The sequence below is a fragment of the Arcobacter sp. genome, assembly GCF_050300555.1.
Classification (GTDB): domain Bacteria; phylum Campylobacterota; class Campylobacteria; order Campylobacterales; family Arcobacteraceae; genus Arcobacter.
This window is the reverse complement of the sequence record NZ_JBNKXY010000011.1, coordinates 44,866-62,570: the sequence shown is the minus strand read 5'-3', so window position 1 is coordinate 62,570 and position 17,705 is coordinate 44,866. Positions and strand designations below refer to the sequence as shown.

General features: G+C 26.8%; 20 protein-coding genes. 17 read left to right on the top strand and 3 right to left on the bottom strand.

The annotated features are described in order from the left end of the window. The first annotated feature begins 87 nt into the window (after positions 1-87). From ACQY5W_RS09525 to ACQY5W_RS09515, 3 genes are all read left to right on the top strand, one after another. Positions 88-657, top strand: a complete 570-nt coding sequence (locus ACQY5W_RS09525) for a hypothetical protein (RefSeq protein WP_428024728.1) — start codon at positions 88-90, stop codon at positions 655-657. A gap of 35 nt (positions 658-692) precedes the next feature. Then, a complete protein-coding gene (locus ACQY5W_RS09520) occupies positions 693-1,304 on the top strand; it encodes a hypothetical protein (protein WP_428024727.1) in 612 nt (203 codons plus the stop codon). Positions 1,305-1,456: 152 nt separating this feature from the next. Further along, positions 1,457-1,888 carry a hypothetical protein gene (locus ACQY5W_RS09515; protein ID WP_428024726.1) on the top strand — a complete coding sequence of 144 codons (432 nt, stop codon included), beginning with the start codon at positions 1,457-1,459 and terminating at the stop codon, positions 1,886-1,888. Here ACQY5W_RS09515 and ACQY5W_RS09510 read toward each other — a convergent pair whose 3' ends face one another. After that, on the bottom strand, positions 1,889-2,524 hold the full coding sequence (locus ACQY5W_RS09510) for a TIGR00730 family Rossman fold protein (protein ID WP_428024725.1): 636 nt from the start codon (positions 2,522-2,524) through the stop codon (positions 1,889-1,891). It abuts the gene before it with no gap. 107 nt (positions 2,525-2,631) lie between these two features. Here ACQY5W_RS09510 and ACQY5W_RS09505 point away from each other — a divergent pair, with 107 nt between their 5' ends. The 14 genes from ACQY5W_RS09505 to ACQY5W_RS09440 all read left to right on the top strand — a co-directional run bounded on the left by ACQY5W_RS09505 (position 2,632) and on the right by ACQY5W_RS09440 (position 14,464). Next, a complete protein-coding gene (locus ACQY5W_RS09505; protein WP_428024724.1) occupies positions 2,632-3,369 on the top strand; it encodes a 5-oxoprolinase subunit PxpA in 738 nt (245 codons plus the stop codon). A 114-nt stretch (positions 3,370-3,483) separates the two neighbouring features. After that, entirely contained in the window at positions 3,484-3,687 is a 204-nt protein-coding gene (locus ACQY5W_RS09500) for a hypothetical protein (RefSeq protein WP_428024723.1), read from the top strand. A 127-nt stretch (positions 3,688-3,814) separates the two neighbouring features. Then, positions 3,815-5,335, top strand: coding sequence for a cache domain-containing protein (locus tag ACQY5W_RS09495; protein WP_428024722.1), 1,521 nt, complete (start codon positions 3,815-3,817; stop codon positions 5,333-5,335). A gap of 2 nt (positions 5,336-5,337) precedes the next feature. Continuing rightward, on the top strand, positions 5,338-6,018 hold the full coding sequence (locus ACQY5W_RS09490) for a response regulator transcription factor (protein ID WP_428024721.1): 681 nt from the start codon (positions 5,338-5,340) through the stop codon (positions 6,016-6,018). Positions 6,019-6,090: 72 nt separating this feature from the next. Beyond that, positions 6,091-7,047, top strand: a complete 957-nt coding sequence (locus tag ACQY5W_RS09485; protein ID WP_428024720.1) for a TRAP transporter substrate-binding protein — start codon at positions 6,091-6,093, stop codon at positions 7,045-7,047. Between the two features lie 3 nt (positions 7,048-7,050). Further along, positions 7,051-7,536, top strand: a complete 486-nt coding sequence (locus ACQY5W_RS09480; RefSeq protein ID WP_428024719.1) for a TRAP transporter small permease subunit — start codon at positions 7,051-7,053, stop codon at positions 7,534-7,536. Beyond that, a complete protein-coding gene (locus ACQY5W_RS09475) occupies positions 7,526-8,863 on the top strand; it encodes a TRAP transporter large permease (protein ID WP_428024718.1) in 1,338 nt (445 codons plus the stop codon). The genes ACQY5W_RS09480 and ACQY5W_RS09475 overlap by 11 nt, the downstream gene beginning before the upstream one ends. A 20-nt stretch (positions 8,864-8,883) precedes the next feature. After that, on the top strand, positions 8,884-9,621 hold the full coding sequence (locus ACQY5W_RS09470; RefSeq protein ID WP_428024717.1) for a 5-oxoprolinase subunit PxpA: 738 nt from the start codon (positions 8,884-8,886) through the stop codon (positions 9,619-9,621). Continuing rightward, positions 9,618-10,292: a 5-oxoprolinase subunit PxpB gene (gene pxpB, locus ACQY5W_RS09465; RefSeq protein ID WP_428024716.1), complete on the top strand. Its 675-nt coding sequence runs from the start codon at positions 9,618-9,620 to the stop codon at positions 10,290-10,292. The genes ACQY5W_RS09470 and pxpB overlap by 4 nt, the downstream gene beginning before the upstream one ends. Further along, on the top strand, positions 10,289-11,200 hold the full coding sequence (locus ACQY5W_RS09460; protein WP_428024715.1) for a biotin-dependent carboxyltransferase family protein: 912 nt from the start codon (positions 10,289-10,291) through the stop codon (positions 11,198-11,200). The genes pxpB and ACQY5W_RS09460 overlap by 4 nt, the downstream gene beginning before the upstream one ends. A gap of 33 nt (positions 11,201-11,233) precedes the next feature. Further along, positions 11,234-11,773 carry a DedA family protein gene (locus ACQY5W_RS09455; RefSeq protein WP_428024714.1) on the top strand — a complete coding sequence of 180 codons (540 nt, stop codon included), beginning with the start codon at positions 11,234-11,236 and terminating at the stop codon, positions 11,771-11,773. Beyond that, positions 11,774-13,132: an ATP-dependent RNA helicase DbpA gene (dbpA, locus tag ACQY5W_RS09450; RefSeq protein WP_428024713.1), complete on the top strand. Its 1,359-nt coding sequence runs from the start codon at positions 11,774-11,776 to the stop codon at positions 13,130-13,132. Between the two features lie 62 nt (positions 13,133-13,194). Beyond that, complete coding sequence (locus ACQY5W_RS09445) at positions 13,195-14,163, top strand: GGDEF domain-containing protein (protein ID WP_428024712.1); 969 nt, start codon at positions 13,195-13,197, stop codon at positions 14,161-14,163. Between the two features lie 13 nt (positions 14,164-14,176). Continuing rightward, on the top strand, positions 14,177-14,464 hold the full coding sequence (locus tag ACQY5W_RS09440; RefSeq protein ID WP_428024711.1) for a peptidylprolyl isomerase: 288 nt from the start codon (positions 14,177-14,179) through the stop codon (positions 14,462-14,464). A gap of 17 nt (positions 14,465-14,481) precedes the next feature. Here the strand turns inward: ACQY5W_RS09440 and ACQY5W_RS09435 are convergent, their stop codons facing one another. Then, the gene (locus ACQY5W_RS09435) at positions 14,482-15,984 is read right to left on the bottom strand and encodes an HD domain-containing protein (protein ID WP_428024710.1); all 1,503 of its coding nucleotides are present in this window, start codon (positions 15,982-15,984) and stop codon (positions 14,482-14,484) included. Between the two features lie 238 nt (positions 15,985-16,222). Beyond that, positions 16,223-17,599 (bottom strand): PhoH family protein, encoded by a 1,377-nt coding sequence (locus ACQY5W_RS09430; RefSeq protein ID WP_428024709.1) that lies wholly within the window; start codon positions 17,597-17,599, stop codon positions 16,223-16,225. Between the last annotated feature and the right edge of the window lie 106 nt (positions 17,600-17,705).

Here is a 17,705-nt window from a genome sequence, read left to right as displayed (position 1 = left end):
GATGAAATTTAATAATTTTTTACCAAACTACTTGAATAAAATAAGTTTTTTCCTTATAATGAGATAATTTTATATTAGGTAGCCACCATGAACTTTTTTAAAAAGATTCTTAATTCGATAAATCAAATGTCAAGTCCAATATTTAGTTTTGATGCTGACCTCTCTGTGCTATCTTTTATTCTTCCCAATGATGAAAAATTTGATTTCACATTGGAAAACTATGATGTAAAAACAAGACATGACCCTTATGTCTATGAAGCTTATACTTTCAATAATCAAGATATATTTTTTGAGTATATACATTTAGATCCAGTTTGCTCTTGGAATGGTCTTTCAAGGGGATATTTTGTAGATTTATTAAAAACATTAATAAATGATGAGTTAGAACTTGAAGAGAGATTTGAGTTTAAACATTATGAGTTTAGTACTTACAATTCTCAATCACATGGTTACATACATATTATTTATATTTGGGATGTCACTAAAGAAGTTTTTTTAATAGACAAAAAAGGAATACTTTATAAAAACTTTTTAGGGCTTTTAAAAAGTGATTATGAGTATAAATATAATGATAAAAAGATTTATGACTTGGATATTGAAATAAGTTTAGTAAAACGGAATTCATTAAACAATTATTTTAATGCAAGTAGTGACTAAAATGCAGTATAATTAGAAAAACAAAAGGATGAATTATGTTTTTCAAATCAATTATATTTTCAAGTTTAGTATTGCTGTTCACTTCATGTGCTTCAAGTAGTTTATATGATAAAAAAGATAATTCAGTAAATTTTATTTTATTTGATATAAATAAAAAAATACATTTAACAAATCCAAAATATACATATACTTTTTCTACTTGTTCTTTAGATACATATACTTTAAAAGATGAAAATAAAGAGTATGGTAATTTATTTATTGAACATATCTTTTTAGATAATAGTTGTTATTGGAATGGTTTAGCAAGTGGATTTTTTGTATATGAATTAAAAAGTAGAATGAAGTTTAAAAGTTTTGATTTAGTTGATAGATTTACAAAATCAAATTATGAAATCTCTACATATAAAGTAGATGGTGAAAAATACGTAAGTATTATTGATATGTTTAATGTACATGGAAATGTTTTAATCATAGATAATAGAGGTAAATTATCACAACAAATAGTTAAATCTTTAGATGCAAAATTTGAATATAAGTATTTAGATGCACCAAGAACAGATATAAAATATGACTATAGTTTAGTACAAAACAACAGACTTTTTGGTTACTTTACAAGAGAATCAGAAAGTGAAAGGAAAATTAAATAACGGTGGAAACACCGTTATTTTTAAGGAGACAATAGCAAAGAAAGCTAAAGTTTGTTTGTATGACGAAGGAATTGTAATGTAAATAGGATAAAATATATCCTGTTTAAAAAAGTTAGAAATAATTTTTAAATTTTATTTAAGGAGAAACTTTATTGTTTGAGGAAATAACAGCGTTTTTATACCAATATAAAAACAAACAATTAGAAGCAGATGAAATAGTAAAATTAAAAGATAAATTTGAAAAATATAAAAATGAGATAGAAAAAAGTGAATATTTTGATAAGTATTATAATAACTATCTTAATATCAAAGGTTATACCTATAGACTTGATGATAGTTCTATGAGATTATTTTATACTTTTCAAGAAGCAATTTATTCTATTGATTTGACAAAGTTAACCCGTGATGAAGAGGGAGTGGTGCTTAATACTATAGTTTATACATTGGTTTTATGGGATTGTATAAATGAGTATTTGGGAAATAGTATTGATGAAAATCTAAAACAAAAAGCCATAGAGTTTTATCAAAATGAACAAAAAAGAGTTTCAGCCGAAAATAAAAAATATCATATGTACCAAAACTAATTAATCTTGATTAAATAGTTTTAGTATATCTTTTTCTACAAATTCTAAATCATCAGTTAGGGTAAATATCTCTAACTCTTTTTCATTTATCATTTTCTCTTTTAGTAATGATTTTTTTAAAAATACGATTAAATCATTCCAAAAACTTGTATCGTAAAGATAGATTTTTATATTTTTTAATTTTTTTGTTTGAATTAAAATGATTATTTCAAAAAGTTCATCAAGAGTTCCATAACCACCTGGAAATACTACACAAGCTGATGAGTGTCTAACTAACATAAATTTTCTTGAGAAAAAATAGTTAAATGTATGGTTCCTTGTTGTATATGGATTTAGTTTTTGTTCTGTTGGAATTATAATATTTAGTCCAATAGATTGTGCATTTTTAGCATTATATGCCCCCTTATTGGCGGCTTCCATTATACCGCCACCGCCACCAGTTACTATATTGATACCTTGTTTTGCTAAATTATAAGCTAACTCTTCGGCTTTTTTACAGTTAGTACTATTTTGTTCTATTCTTGCACTTCCAAAAAATGTTACACAGTTTTTAATTCCTTTATAAACATCTTCGCTATTATTAAAATCATTTGCTATTTTATTTTTTTCAATTATCTCTTCACTACATGTTGTCAAAGCATACTCTTTATTTAAATTTATAGAATTATAATGTAAATATATAAGAAAATAATTTAAATACAAAATTTGTTATAATTATTTTAAATAAATTTTTAGGTAATTGTATGAATATTAAATTGAATTGTGACATGGGTGAAAGTTTTGGAATCTGGAAAATGGGAAAAGATGAAGAAATAATGCCTTTTATTCACATGGCAAATCTTGCTTGTGGTTTCCATGCCAGTGATCCCTTAACCATGAGTAAATCTGTTAGTTTAGCTATAAAACACAATGTAGAAATTGGAGCACATCCTGCATATCAAGATTTGGTAGGTTTTGGTAGAAGAAGAGTTGTTTGTTCTTTAGAAGAGATTGTTGCAATTATTTTATATCAAATTGGCTCTTTAAATGCTTTTTGTAAAACCTACGAAAAAAGTATAACATACGTAAAACCTCATGGGGCACTTTTTAATGATATGATGAGAGATGAATTAATATTTAAAGCAATTCTTAGTGCCATAAGCTCATATGATAAAAATATAAAATTAGTAGTTTTATCAACATCTAAAAATGAAGAATATAAACAAATAGCTCTTTTATATGGCATTTCACTTTTATTTGAAGTATATGCAGATAGAAATTATAGTGATGATGGTTTTTTACTTTCAAGGGTAGAAAAAGATTCTATTATTAGTGATGAATTAGATATCTTAGAAAGAATTGAAACTCTAAAAGAGAGAGGATATATTACAAGTATAAATAAAGCTAAACTTTTTTTACAAGCAGATACCATATGTGTACATGGTGACAATGAGAAAAGTTATGAATTCATAAAAATAGCTAGTAGGTTATTAAATCATTAAATATGTATCAAATTAAATCAAATTAAAAGAAAAAAATAAAATTTAATCAAATTTAATTTCTTTTTAATATGTATAACGTTAATCTTTCGCCTTAAAAAACAAAAAGGGATAAAAATGATAGAAACATTATTATTTTTTTTAGGGGCAATAATAGTTTATTTATATTCGTTTTTATATAGAAATCTAGCAGTAGTTGCAGCAATAGCTTTATTTATTGTAGCATATCAAATGAAAGTTGATGTTACTTTAATTTCATTGACTTTAGGATTTTTAATTGTAATGAGATTACGAAAGAAGGGCATAAGGGATGATGCCTGATTTGAATAAATCATAAAATATCATCTCTTTTAAATAGCCTTTATAATTCTAAATTATAAAGGCTATTTTTTTTTACTCACTATTAACTCACTTTTAGACAGTATAATTATAAAAAGTTAGGATTATTATGTTTACAGAAAAAAATATACCAAGACTTATTATACTTGCACCCATAATCACAGTAATATTAATTGCTTTTTTTAATATATATTTCTTCGTAAAAAATCAAAATAACTATTTTAAAGAAGAGAGTATAAGAGTTGAAAATGAATATATTATTAAACAAAGAAATATATTAAAAAAAGAAATAGATTACATCATAAATTATATTGAATTTCATGTAAAAAGAAATAAAAAGTTTTCAGAAGATGAACTTAAAGACGAAATTTTAAGATACATAGAAACAATTAGATATGAAAAACATGGTTATATTTGGGTACATGATACTTCTTATTATTTGCGAGCTCATCCTTTTAGACAAGATAAATTAAATACTTATGATATAGATTTAAAAGATGCAGTTGGCTCTTATATAACTAAGGAATTTGTTGATAAAACTTTAAAAAATCCAAATGGTGTATTTATTGAGTATTATTGGCAAAAACCAAAAGAAAAACACTTCTCAAAAAAATTAGGTTTTTTTAGACTTTACAAAAAGTATAATTGGGTAATAGGAGCTGGATTGTATATTGATGATATACAAAATTCAATCTTAGAAAACAAAAAGTTATTAGAAGAAAAAATAGATAAATATATCCGAATAGTTGTATTTATTTCATTTTTTGTTATGTTATTTGTTGGATTTTTATCTTTTTTAATGTCAAAAAAAATTACTGAAGTATTTAATCGTTATCAAGAAAATGTTAAGAAAAAAGAGTTACTTTTAGAAGATATGAATAAAAACTTAGAGAAAAAAGTACAATTAGCAATAGAAGAAGCTCAAAAAAAAGATAGGGCAATGCTTCATCAATCAAGGTTAGCTAGAATGGGAACTATGTTATCCATGATAGCTCACCAATGGCGACAACCTTTAAGTGAAGTTGCAGGAATTCTTATGGAGCTTGAAACAGCATCAAAATTTAAAAAAGCAGATGATTCTATGATACAAGAGTCAGTAAAAGAGTCAAACAGACTTATTCAATTTATGTCATATACGATTGATGATTTTAGAAACTTTTTTAAGCCTGACAAAAAAAAGGTACATTTTTATATTGAAGATTCTTGTATGGAAGCAATATCACTTATTACTGCTTCAATTAAAAATGCAAATATAAAATTGAACTATAATATAAAAATGAATTATGAAGTATATGGTTATAAAAGAGAGTTTGCACAGGTTTTATTAAATCTAATGTCAAATGCAAAAGATATATTAATCCAAAGGGAGATAAAAAATCCAACCATTAATTTAGAGGTTGACTATAAAGATGGAAATGCAATAGTTACAGTTCAAGATAATGCAAACGGGGTAGAAGAAGAGTATTTAGATATGATTTTTGAACCATATTTTACAACAAAAGAGTCTTCCCAAGGTACAGGATTGGGTCTATATATGTCAAAAATGATAATTGAAAAAAATATGGGTGGAGAACTAAGCGTTGAAAATAGAGGTGATGGAGCACTCTTTACAATAAAAATCAAGGGATAAACATGGAAGAAATAGCAGAACAACTAAAAAACTTTTCAGTTCTTTGTGTAGAAGATGAAGAGGGTATTAGAAAAAGATTAGTAAATACTTTAAAATACTATTTCGCAGAAGTTTATGAAGCTTCTAATGGTGAAGATGGTTATTGTTTATATTATGAAAATAGACCTGATATTATAATATCAGATATAGAAATGCCAGAAAAAAATGGTATTCAATTAGCTAAAGATATAAGAAAAGATGACTTATCTACAATAATTATCATGCTTACTGCATACTCAAATGAAGAGTATCTTTTAAATTTAATAAATCTAAATATAAATCATTATATTTTAAAGCCACTTACCTCTGAAAGTTTATTGGATGCCATTGTAAAAGTTTTTAAGGATAGACTGGATAAAAAAATACTATTTTGTGATGAATTATATTTTGATATGAAAAATCGAGAACTTTATTATAATGATGAGATTGTGCCTTTGAGAAAAAGGGATAAAGATTTTTTAATTTTACTTTATGAAAATAAAAATATGGTATTAACTTATTCTATGATTGAAGAAAATATTTGGAGAGATAAAGTGATGACTTCAAGTGCTTTAAAAACTTTTATTAAAGAATTTAGACAAAGATTACCAATAGATTTAGTGGTAAATATCCCACAAGAAGGTTATAAATTAAAAGTTTTATAATCTAATTTTAAAACTCACTGATTCCTCACTTTAAACAATTAGAATTTCCTTATCTAAAATTAGGAGATTACAATGTTAAAAAAATGTTTACTTGTTGCTTCTCTTGCAAGCTTAGTGTTTGCAGGAAATGTAAAAATGAATTTAAATGCAAAGTATGGTGCAAATAATTTTCATACAAAAGGTGCTGAAAAGTTTGCATCTTTAGTTAATGATTATACAAAAGGTAGTGTAAGCATTACGGTTTATGCTGGTTCTTCTTTAGTAAAAGGTAATCCTTTAAAAGCCGTAAAAGATGGAACAGTTGCTATGACAGATATGTTTATACCATTTACTGCTGGTGGAGGTAAAGTGTTTGGTATTTCTGCTTTACCTTTTGTTGCACAATCTTATGATGATGCTTATAGATTATATCAAATCTCTAAACCTTCATATGAAAAAACTGCAGAAAAATGGAATCAAAAATTACTTTATAGTGTTACTTGGCCACCGTCTGGATTTTATGGAAATAAAAAATTAGAAGCTTTGGAAGATTTAAAAGGTGCTAAAACTAGAACTTATGATAAAAATTCAGCTGATTTTATTAATGCAGCTGGAGGAAATGCAGTTGCTTTACCTTGGGGAGAGGTATATTCAGCACTTAGAACTGGTTTAGTTAATTCTGTTATTACTTCATCTTCTTCAGGAAAAGATGGTAAGTTTTGGGAAGTATTAACTAACTTTACTAAAATCAATTATGCTTATCCTTTACAAGCAGTTACAATCAACCTTGATTATTGGAACTCTTTAAATAAATCTCAACAAGATGCTATGTTAAAAGCAGCTGCCCAAATAGAAAAAGAACAATGGGAAGTGGTAAAACAAGAAGATAATGATGCCCTTGAAACAATGATGAAAAATGGTATGCTAATTTGGGAAGCTACTCCAAAATTAAAAATAGAATTAACAAAAATTGTTGATGAAGTACTTGAAAAATATTTGGAAGATGCAGATAGTGATACTAAAAAAATATTTGAAGAATATAGAAAGTAAATTATGAAAACTTTTTATAATCTTATAAACAAGCTCTCTCTTTGGGGAGCTTATTTATCATCACTTTTATTGATATCATTGGTGTTATTAATTCTTACAGAAGTTTTCATTCGATATTTTTTTGATATGTCAACAATGATTGCAGATGAATATAGCGGATATTTATATCTAGCTGCAATTTTTCTAGGTTTAGCTTATACTTTCAATGAAGATGCACACATTAGAATTAATATCTTAACTTCAAAAGTAAATAAAAAAGCCAATAAATTTATAGATATACTAGCTGGTCTTATTACAATTATTATACTGGCTTTTGCACTTTATAGAACGATTTTATTTACTTTTGATTCTTATAAAATGGAAATGCTTTCTGAAGGGGTTTCTGCTACACCATTATATTTAACACAGTTAGCTATGCCTTTTGGTATTAGCTTATTTATTTTAGCTGTTTTAGTTTTTGTAATGAAAGGATTAAAAAATGATAACTGATCCTTTAATTTTATCTATTGTTATTGTTTTAGTAATGTTTACTTTTTTGTTATCTTCAATTTGGATTGGAGTTTCATTAATATTAACAGGAATTGTAGGTATGCTTATTTTTAATAATAACCTACCACCTGTAATATCAATATATGACAAAATCGGTGATTTATTGGCAGCATCAATGTATGATTCACTAAACTCTTGGTCACTTGCTGCTTTGCCAATATTTATTTTGATGGGTGAAATATTATATAAATCATCTATATCAACTAGGTTGTTAAATGGTTTAACTCCTTGGTTAAATTTTATTCCAGGAAAACTTTTACATATAAATGTTGCTGCTTGTTCACTATTTGCAGCAATATCAGGTTCTAGTTCGGCAACAACTGCAACTGTTGGAAAAATAACACTTGATGAACTTAAAAAAAGAGGTTATTCAAAATCACTTGCATTGGGTTCATTAGCTGGAAGTGGGACATTGGGATTTCTGATTCCCCCTTCACTTATTATGATTATTTATGGGGTATTATCAAATGTTTCTATAGGAAAGTTATTTATGGCAGGAATTCTTCCAGGATTATTACTTGCCACTTTATATTCGTTTTACATAATGATAGTTTCAAAAATAGATAAGAGTGTTGTTCCTGTAAGTGAAGATAAATATAGTATAAATGATTATATACATTCTATAAAAGATTTATTTCCTATATTGTCTTTAATAACAGTTGTTTTAGGTTCTATTTATGGAGGTTTTGCAACTCCAACTGAAGCAGCCTCTTTAGGAGTATTGGGTTCAGCTATTTTGGCAATATATTTCAAAAGTTTTTCAATTGATATATTGAAAAATGCTTTGTTAAATACTATTAAAACATCTGTAATGATAAGTTTTATTATTGTTGGTGCTGGATTTTTATCACAAGTTGTAGGTTTCTTAGGAATTGCTAGAGCAATTAGTGAGTTTATAGGAACTTTAGGTCTTTCGCCTTTTGCTTTAATACTTATTATTGGTATTATGTATGTGTTTTTAGGCATGATTTTAGATGGTATTTCTATTGTTGTTATGACTTTACCTATTGTATTACCTATTATTGTTTTAGCGGGATTTGATCCCTTATGGTTTGGTATATTTTTAGTATTTATGGTTGAGTTATCTCAAATTACACCACCAGTTGGGTTTTCACTTTTTGTAATACAAAGTATAAGTGGTGAAAAGATAGAGTATATATTAAAAGCTACATTACCATTTTTTATTTTAATGATTGTTGCAGTTATATTGATTACAATTTTTCCAGAAATTGTTGATTTTGTACCTAAGTATATGACTACAAAGTAGTATAGTCTAATGGAGAATATATGAGTATAAAATTAAACTGTGATATGGGTGAGAGTTTTGGTATCTGGAAAATGGGATTAGATAATGAGATAATGCCATATATAGATATGGCAAATCTTGCTTGTGGATTTCACGCAAGTGATGCTCTTACTATGAATAAATCTGTTTCTTTAGCTAAAGAAAATGGTGTAATAATTGGTGCCCACCCTGGTTATCAAGATTTAGTTGGATTTGGTAGAAGAAGTATTGCTTGCAGTAATGAAGAGATTAGATCTATTGTTTGGTATCAAGTGGGAGCTTTAAGTGCTTTTTGTAAAGTACATGATACAAAGGTTTCTTATGTAAAACCACATGGTGCACTCTACAATGATATGATGAAAGATGCAAATATATTTAATACAATTTTAAATGCTATTTCATCTTATGATAAGAATATAAAGCTTATGATATTATCGAGTCCTAAAAATGAAGAGTATGCTACTATTGCAAATATTTATAATATCTCTTTATTGTATGAAGTATTTGCAGATAGAAATTATAACGATGATGGAAGTTTAGTTTCGAGAAGTGAAAATAATGCTGTAATACATGATGAAAAAGAGGTTATAACAAGAGTTAAAAATTTAAAAGAAAAAGGTACTTTAAATAGTGTCAGTGGAAAAGAGTTAGCTTTAAAAGTAGATGCTCTTTGCGTACATGGTGATACTCAAAATGCCTTAGAATTTATAAAAATACTTAGAAAGGAAATATCTGTATGATATTTAAAATAGCTTCTGTTGATTCGTTGGTTATATATTTTGGAAATGAAATAAACGAAAATATAGCTAATGATGTACAAAAAGCTTATTTATCATTGAAAAATTCAAATATTGAAGGGTTAATCGAGATTATCCCCTCATATACTACTATTTATATCTCTTATGATATTTTTAAATATGATTACTCTTCTTTAGTAGAACTATTAAAACAAACTATTAATTTAGAGTATGAAGATAACAGTTCTAAAAATATAATAAATATAGATGTATATTATGGACAAGAAGTTGGATTAGACTTAAATGATATGAGTATAAAAACAAAACTTCCAATAGAAAAAATTATAGAACTACATTCCCAAAAACTTTATGATGTATATGCCATAGGATTTGCTCCAGGATTTGGTTTTTTAGCAAGTGTTGATAAACAAATAGCAGTACCAAGATTGTCAAGTCCAAGAAAAAGTGTAGCAAAAGGTTCTGTTGCTATTGCAGATGCCCAAACAGCAGTTTATCCCCAAAGTTCACCTGGTGGGTGGAATATCATAGGAAGAACTGCAATGGAGTTGTTTGATAAGAGTTTAGAAAAACTTTCACCTTTAAGTGTTGGAGATAAGGTTAAGTTCAATGCCATAAGTAAAGAGGAGTTTTTATCTCAAGGTGGAGTTATATGAGTTTAGAAGTAATAAATAAACCAATATTTGCAACAATACAAGATATGGGTAGATTTTCTTATTCTAATATTGGGGTTTCAAACTCTGGAGTTATGGATGAGTATTCTTACCTTTATGCAAATAAAATATTAGATAATGATTATGGAACAAATGTATTAGAAATATCCTTTTCAAATGTTCAGTTTAAAGTAAATGCTTCTACTCAAGTAGTAATTACAGGTGCTAAGTGTGAATTTTTTATAAATGATATTTTAGTTAATACTTGGGAATCACATAATGTAAAAAGTGGTGATATTTTAAAAGTAGGAAAGATATTAGAAGGTAGTAGGGTATATTTAAGTGTAAGTGGTGGTTTTGATATAAAAAAAGAGTTTGGTAGTAATAGTACAACCATAAAAGAAAATTTAGGTGGAATATCTGGTGATAAATTAATGCAAGGTGATATCTTACCCTTTAATCCTGTATTACCAAAATATAAAAAAAGACTACATGATGAGTATTTACCCAAATATACAGATGAACTAACTCTACGAGTAATTCTTTGTTCACAAGAGGAGAATTTTTCCCAAGAGGAAAAAGATAAGTTTTTCTCAAATACTTATACTATAACAAATGATTTTAATAGAATGGGTTGTAAGTTAAATGGAGAAGTAATAAAAGCAGATATAAATGGAATCATTTCAGAAGGTATAAGCTTTGGTGCTATTCAAATACCTAGTGATGGACAACCAATTATTTTATTAAAAGAGAGACAGACAATTGGAGGCTATCCAAAAATTGGAACGGTTTTTAGTATCGATTGTTTTAAGTTATCACAAGCAAAACCAAATGATAAAGTAAGATTTATCCCCATATCAATAGATGAGGCACAAAAGAAGTTAAGAGCTTTTTATCACTATTTTAGATAGTATTCCCCCTATTAATAAATATAGAGGTTTAATTTGGAAGATTTAATTAGAGATGGTGGATATTTTGCATATGTAATACTTTTTTTATATTCATTTGGGGGAGGTTTTGTAGGACTTGTTATAGCAGGTGTTTTATCTTACGCAGGTGATTTAAATATATTTGTATCTATGTTAGTAGCTGGTACATCAAATTTTATTGGTGATCAATTTTTGTTTTATATGGCACGTACTAATAAAAACTACGCAAAAGATATAATGAAAAAATATGGAAGAAAAGTTGCCCTTGCTCATTTATGGATGAGAAGATATGGCTCTCCTGTTGTATTTTTACAAAAATATGTATATGGGATAAAAACTTTAATTCCATTGGCAATGGGACTTACAAAATACTCATTTAGAAAATTTACAATATACAATATCTTCGCAACAGCTTTATGGTCTATGGTAGTAGGGTATATTAGTTATAGACTAGGAGAAGTTGTTTTAACATACGCAGATGATTATAAGTATTATGGTGTAGCTATTATTTTAGCTATAGTACTTACTATTACTTACTATTTAAAGAAGATATAAATGCAACTAATAAATACATTAAACATAGATGAAAAATTAAAAGAGAATCTAAAATCACTAGGTTATGAAACACTAACTAAAATACAAGAAGAATCCTTACCTATAATACTAGAGGGAAAAGATGTAATAGCAAAAGCAAAAACAGGAAGTGGAAAAACTGCTGCTTTTGGAATAGGGCTATTAAATAAAATAGATGTAAAAAAATTTAAAGTACAGTGCTTAGTATTATGTCCTACAAGAGAACTTGCTGACCAAGTTGCAGATGAATTAAGAAGAATAGCTAGATATAAACACAATATCAAAATATTAACTTTATGTGGTGGAGTTCCATCTAGCAGACAAACACACTCCTTAAGTCATGGAGCTCATATTATAGTTGGAACACCTGGTCGTGTACTATTTCACTTAAGAGAGCAAAATTTAAATCCAGACTCAATAGATACTTTAGTATTAGATGAAGCAGATAGAATGTTAGATATGGGATTTTTAGAAGATATAGAAAAGGTAATAAGCTTTATACCAAAACAAAGACAGACACTACTATTTTCTGCAACCTATGAAGAAAATATAAAAGAACTTTCTAAAGGAATACTAAATAATCCTACCTTTAAAAGTGTAGATACCGTTCATACCAAAAGCTCCATAAGAGAAGAGTTTATAAAAACTTCAAGAAAAGATAGCGTTTTATTAAAACTATTTTCAACATATAGACCAAACTCAGTAATCATATTTTGTAATACAAAAATCAAATGTGATGAACTAGATACATACCTTTATGATATGGGATATGATCCTTTAGTTTTACATTCTGATTTTGAACAAAAAACAAGAGATGAGATTATCACACTTTTTTCAAATAAATCATATCCTATCCTAATAGCAACAGATGTTGCAAGTAGGGGACTTGATATTGATGATGTGGAGATGGTTATAAACTATGACATGGCAAATGATACAAATGTCTATACTCACAGAATAGGAAGAACTGCACGTGCTGGTAAAAGTGGAGTTGCTTTAACTTTATATAATGATTATGATGAAGATAAAGTAGAAGAACTGCAAGATAATAAAGAGTTAGTTTATGTAGATGAAGAGAGTTTGATTGATGAGGTATATAAACTTATACCCCAATATAAAACTATCTATATAAGTGGTGGAAAAAAACTAAAACTTAGACCTGCTGATATTTTAGGATGTTTAATTCAAGATAATGGTTTAGATAAAGATGATATTGGAAAAATAAAAATACTTCCAATGTGTTCATATGTTGCTATAAAAATAGAAGCATATGAAAAGAAAATAAAAGAGTTAGAATCTTTAAAGATAAAAGGTAAGTACTTTAGAATATTTGCTAGATAATATAATGATAAAAGCATAATGTAGGTAATATAATTAAATAAGATATTTTTTTAGGGAATTTGATGAATAATTTGATTGTTAGTGGCATTAAAAAGTTTTTAGAAGCTAATTGTTTTAATGATGATATTTATGATTATCTTGATTTCTATGCAAAATTAAGAGAACTAAAAGAAGTAAAGTTTATCTATGATGAATTACAAAAATGGTTAGAAAATACCTTTAATATCAAATCACTAAAAATCATGATTTACTCTTTAAACGATAATGAAAAAGAGATAGTTTTTCAAAATGCAGATGACGAAGTTTATCAAAATGAAGCAATGCTAAAAAAATATAAAGTTCAAATGAATGCTAATTTGATGATAAATTTTAGTTTAGTATGTGAAAATGACAATCATTTTAAACAAATAACATCAAAAGATGAAATATTAAATGCCTTTTTTTATATGGTATCACCATTTATAAGTAGTGTTTCTTATCAAGAATTAGTACAAAAACTAACATTTAGAGATCCCTTAACAAATGTTTATAACAGAAAGTTTTTAGTAGAACATTTAAATAAACTTTTGCCTTTGTCTAAAAGAGAGAATAAAAATATATCATTTTTGATGGTTGGAATTGACCACTTTAAAGCTGTTATTGATGAATTTGATTATGATATTGGTGATAAAGTATTAATCAGTTTATCCGAAATATTACAAGAAAATATTAGAGAATCAGATATAGTTGTTAGATTAGAAGCTGATGAGTTTTTAGTTGCATTAGTTGGGATTACATCACCAAATGATGCTAAGCTTGTAGCACAAAAACTAATTGATGTTTTTGCAAAAAATGAAGTAAAAGTATCTCCAGCAGGATATACTTTGAAAAAGACTATTTGTGTTGGTATAACACATTATGATAATCAGACAAATTCAGTTGATTATATTTTACGAAATGCAGATATTTCGCTTTATGAAGCACGAAATCTAGGAAGAAGTAAGATTAAAGAGTTTTTTCCAGATGAAGTTGAGTGTGTAGATTTATTTTAAAAAAGGAGAATTTATGGGTGTTAAAGCAAGTGCAAGACATATTTTAGTTGATAATGAAGAAATTTGTAATCAAATTAAAGATCAAATCAATAATGGAGATTTAGATTTTGTAGAGGCAGCAGAACAATATTCATTATGTCCATCTGGCGATGTTGGTGGGGAGTTAGGTACATTTGGAAAAGGTCAAATGGTAAAAGAGTTTGAAGATGTTGTTTTTTCAGCACCTGTTGGAAAAATACAAGGTCCAGTTCAAACAGAGTTTGGTTACCATCTTATTGAAGTAACTTCAAGAAACGATTAAAATAAGGGATTAGTCCCTTATTCTGCAAAGATTTTAAATACTATTGATTTAAGCTCTTTTATTAGTGTTAAATTCATCTCTTTTTTGTTTGTATAAATATAAAAAGGTACTGTATTTAGCATAGATTTTTTAAGTCTTTTTCTAACTGTTGATATTTCATCTATTGGAATTATCTCTTCTCCATCATAAAGTGTAAACTCTTTATTTAATCCTAAACTAAAAGATACTATTTGATATGTAAAAAATACATCTTCTTCTTGAGTTTCCCATTTTTTAATAAATTTATCTAGCTCAATTCTAAGTTTTACAAATTTATTTTTTGTAAGATAGCCAAAACTTTCTCTAAATTTATATCTTTCAATTGTTGAAAACTCTAAAACTTTATAAAATTCATTTAGGTTTTTCCAAGGTGAACGAAAAAATCTTTTTCCAAAAAGTACTTCTTCAAAAGATTTTAAATATTTTTTGTCATCATTTGTTTGGATATCTCTATTTTTTATCTCAAAATACTCTTTTTTAAATAGTGAAATTAACCAATTTTCATCTAACATTGAAACTATATCAAGTCTTCTTGCTTCATTTCTTTCATTTAAAAAATTCCAAAGCATAGCAATACAGTTTGAAGAGTTTTTTTCATAAAACATTCCATTTTTGAAATATTTATTAGATAAATATAAAACAACATTTTCTAATAAAGCATCTGTTTTTGCGATACCATGATTATAAATAACTTTTTTATAAAGATTAAATCTCATCTCTAAAAGATGTTCAATATCAATAAGTCCCATATCAAAAAAACTTATTTTAAAAGACTTTTTATCTCTAACTAAAACAGTATGTTTGGTTATACGTATATGATCATTTGGACCACCAATATATCCAGAAGCCACCATATCTCTATTTATATAATCTAATCTATCCGCATCAACTGTTCCACTGATAATTGAGTGTAATACTTTAAAATCAAATTTATTATAAATCTTCTCTTTTATTATAAACATACAAAGTTTGTGTATGAGTTTTAAATAATCAACATCAGTTTGTGATTCGTTATTTTTAATAAGTTCTTGATTAAATAATATATCAATAAAGTTTTCACCTATAGCTTCATGTAAAACTTGCTTTCCAGTTGAAGTTATAATTTCATATAAAATCTTAAACTCTTTTTCTTTTTCCAATATATTTTCACTTGTTGAAATATTTTGATAAACTCTTTTTAGAGCATTTTCAACTTGATGTGAAAAAGGAAGATGACCCACATCATGTAATAGTCCCGCTAATCTTAGTGCTTGTAAAGTGATTATATATGTGTCATTATACATTCTAGAGTTTGTAGGAATAGAGAACTGATATAGTGCTTTATTATCAAAATAGCTTGCCCCTTCATTGAATGATATATTTAAATTATCTTCTACAATTATAGTTTGAATAACTTTTCTCATACTTTTTAAAAACATATCTCTAGTTGTTGAATCACTATTTAAAAGAGCATTTTTAAGCATATAAGAACTAACGTGCATAGTACCTAATGAGTGTATAAATCTTTTTGTTGTTATTGAGGGGAAAGAGAAATAAGCTAGGGCGTTTTGTGTTATAAATTGAAGTCTATTTAATATTTTACTTTGAAGTATAGTATCTTCAAGTCTTGTGTATTCTATATGATTATAGATTGTATCATTGATTAACCTATTTTGTATGGTAAATCCTTTATAAAAAGATGAAGGAAATTGTTCTAAAAATAGAACAGTTCCTTAAACTCTAGTTTTTCTTATTTTCAAATATTCGCTCTGTAAACTCTGCAAATTTACCTCGAACTGCTTTTTCAAGCTCTATTGCAAACATCTTTACTTCATCATGTTCAAAATTAGTCTGTTTTAGAAGTGTTGTAAGACCATTGTTGTATTTATTTAAATACAAGTTATCAATTTGTCTATTTGATCCAATTACTATTGCCATACAACTTTCATCAAGTCTAGAGAGTATTAGTTGTGTTGTTTTTTCACTTGAATTTTGCCACTCATCCATGATAACAATAGCTGAACTAAGTGTTCTTCCTCTAGCTTCTCCTGGCCATAAAGTTTCAATACAGTATTTTGATGTAAGTTCAGAGATTTTACTATCAATTGACTCTTTGTTTTCTCTATTTTCTGATTTTTTCAGTTGTTTTTTTGCAATAAATTCTAAAGTATCAGATAAAGCCATATTATAAATACGAAATTTTTCTTCATTTCCTGATAAGAAACCAATCTCGGCACCTTTATCAAGAGATTCTATTGAGTTTCTAACATAAACAATTTTGTCATATAAACCTAAATCAATAAGTCTCATTGCACTAGCAATTGACATCAAAGTTTTTCCACTTCCAGCTTTTGCATCAATAACAAGTAAATCAAACATATTAGAAATAATAGCTTTACAAAAGAGTTTTTGTTTTAGATTTACAGGTTTTATTTGTAAGGCTTTAAAATCACTTTCACTTAAAATATTTATCATCTTATTTACAATGATTGCATACTCTTTATTTCCATCTTCACTACTAAATTCATAGGAAAAATTTTCTAAAGTATATTCTTCATCAAATAAAGATATTGGTTTGCCATCAAGGGAGTTAAATTTTGATGAGTCTAAAGGTAAGGTTTTTATAAATTGAAATTTAGGAACAATAGATTTATCGTCATGTAGCGTCTCAGCTTTTATTCCTTTAAACTGAGCAAAAGTTCTAGCATAAATATCTATTGATAAAAATATTGTTTGGGCACCTTTATAATAATCTTGTGCAACAGAAGCAACTTCTATGATTCTTTTGTCATTACTTTCGCTTATGTGAACTTGTTCGATTTCAGAATCATATTTATCTTTTGCTATTACATGTAGTTGAAGATCATCATTAAAATATTTTACAACCTTAAAATTACTTTTATGGTCAACTTCTTTGATTTTCATTTTGGCTAGAAGTCTAGCAAACTCTCTTGAGTGATAACCAAGTTCGTTAGTTAACTTTTTTTTATCTTCAAGTTCAAATAAAACAGTTTCAGGCACAACTATTACATTAGAGCCATTGTCACTAATTTTATACAGGTTTTGGAGGTTCTGTAGAATAATGTTTGTATCTACGACGTATATTTTTTCTTTCATGGATTAATTATATCATTAATTTATTATATATCTATAAGGTAAATTAGAAAAAAATATTTGTTACAAAATGATAACAATAGATTTGATTTTTGAAAATAATTGTATC

What these genes read in the sequence shown, in the direction of transcription:
- ACQY5W_RS09440 (WP_428024711.1), top strand. Translation starts at nt 14,177, where the DNA reads ATGGGTGTTAAAGCAAGTGCAAGACATATTTTAGTTGATAATGAAGAA.
- ACQY5W_RS09505 (WP_428024724.1), top strand. Translation starts at nt 2,632, where the DNA reads ATGAATATTAAATTGAATTGTGACATGGGTGAAAGTTTTGGAATCTGG.
- ACQY5W_RS09475 (WP_428024718.1), top strand. Translation starts at nt 7,526, where the DNA reads ATGATAACTGATCCTTTAATTTTATCTATTGTTATTGTTTTAGTAATG.
- ACQY5W_RS09490 (WP_428024721.1), top strand. Translation starts at nt 5,338, where the DNA reads ATGGAAGAAATAGCAGAACAACTAAAAAACTTTTCAGTTCTTTGTGTA.
- pxpB (WP_428024716.1), top strand. Translation starts at nt 9,618, where the DNA reads ATGATATTTAAAATAGCTTCTGTTGATTCGTTGGTTATATATTTTGGA.
- ACQY5W_RS09500 (WP_428024723.1), top strand. Translation starts at nt 3,484, where the DNA reads ATGATAGAAACATTATTATTTTTTTTAGGGGCAATAATAGTTTATTTA.
- ACQY5W_RS09430 (WP_428024709.1), bottom strand. Translation starts at nt 17,599, where the DNA reads ATGAAAGAAAAAATATACGTCGTAGATACAAACATTATTCTACAGAAC.
- ACQY5W_RS09470 (WP_428024717.1), top strand. Translation starts at nt 8,884, where the DNA reads ATGAGTATAAAATTAAACTGTGATATGGGTGAGAGTTTTGGTATCTGG.
- ACQY5W_RS09495 (WP_428024722.1), top strand. Translation starts at nt 3,815, where the DNA reads ATGTTTACAGAAAAAAATATACCAAGACTTATTATACTTGCACCCATA.
- ACQY5W_RS09445 (WP_428024712.1), top strand. Translation starts at nt 13,195, where the DNA reads ATGAATAATTTGATTGTTAGTGGCATTAAAAAGTTTTTAGAAGCTAAT.
- ACQY5W_RS09525 (WP_428024728.1), top strand. Translation starts at nt 88, where the DNA reads ATGAACTTTTTTAAAAAGATTCTTAATTCGATAAATCAAATGTCAAGT.
- dbpA (WP_428024713.1), top strand. Translation starts at nt 11,774, where the DNA reads ATGCAACTAATAAATACATTAAACATAGATGAAAAATTAAAAGAGAAT.
- ACQY5W_RS09485 (WP_428024720.1), top strand. Translation starts at nt 6,091, where the DNA reads ATGTTAAAAAAATGTTTACTTGTTGCTTCTCTTGCAAGCTTAGTGTTT.
- ACQY5W_RS09460 (WP_428024715.1), top strand. Translation starts at nt 10,289, where the DNA reads ATGAGTTTAGAAGTAATAAATAAACCAATATTTGCAACAATACAAGAT.
- ACQY5W_RS09480 (WP_428024719.1), top strand. Translation starts at nt 7,051, where the DNA reads ATGAAAACTTTTTATAATCTTATAAACAAGCTCTCTCTTTGGGGAGCT.
- ACQY5W_RS09520 (WP_428024727.1), top strand. Translation starts at nt 693, where the DNA reads ATGTTTTTCAAATCAATTATATTTTCAAGTTTAGTATTGCTGTTCACT.
- ACQY5W_RS09435 (WP_428024710.1), bottom strand. Translation starts at nt 15,984, where the DNA reads ATGCACGTTAGTTCTTATATGCTTAAAAATGCTCTTTTAAATAGTGAT.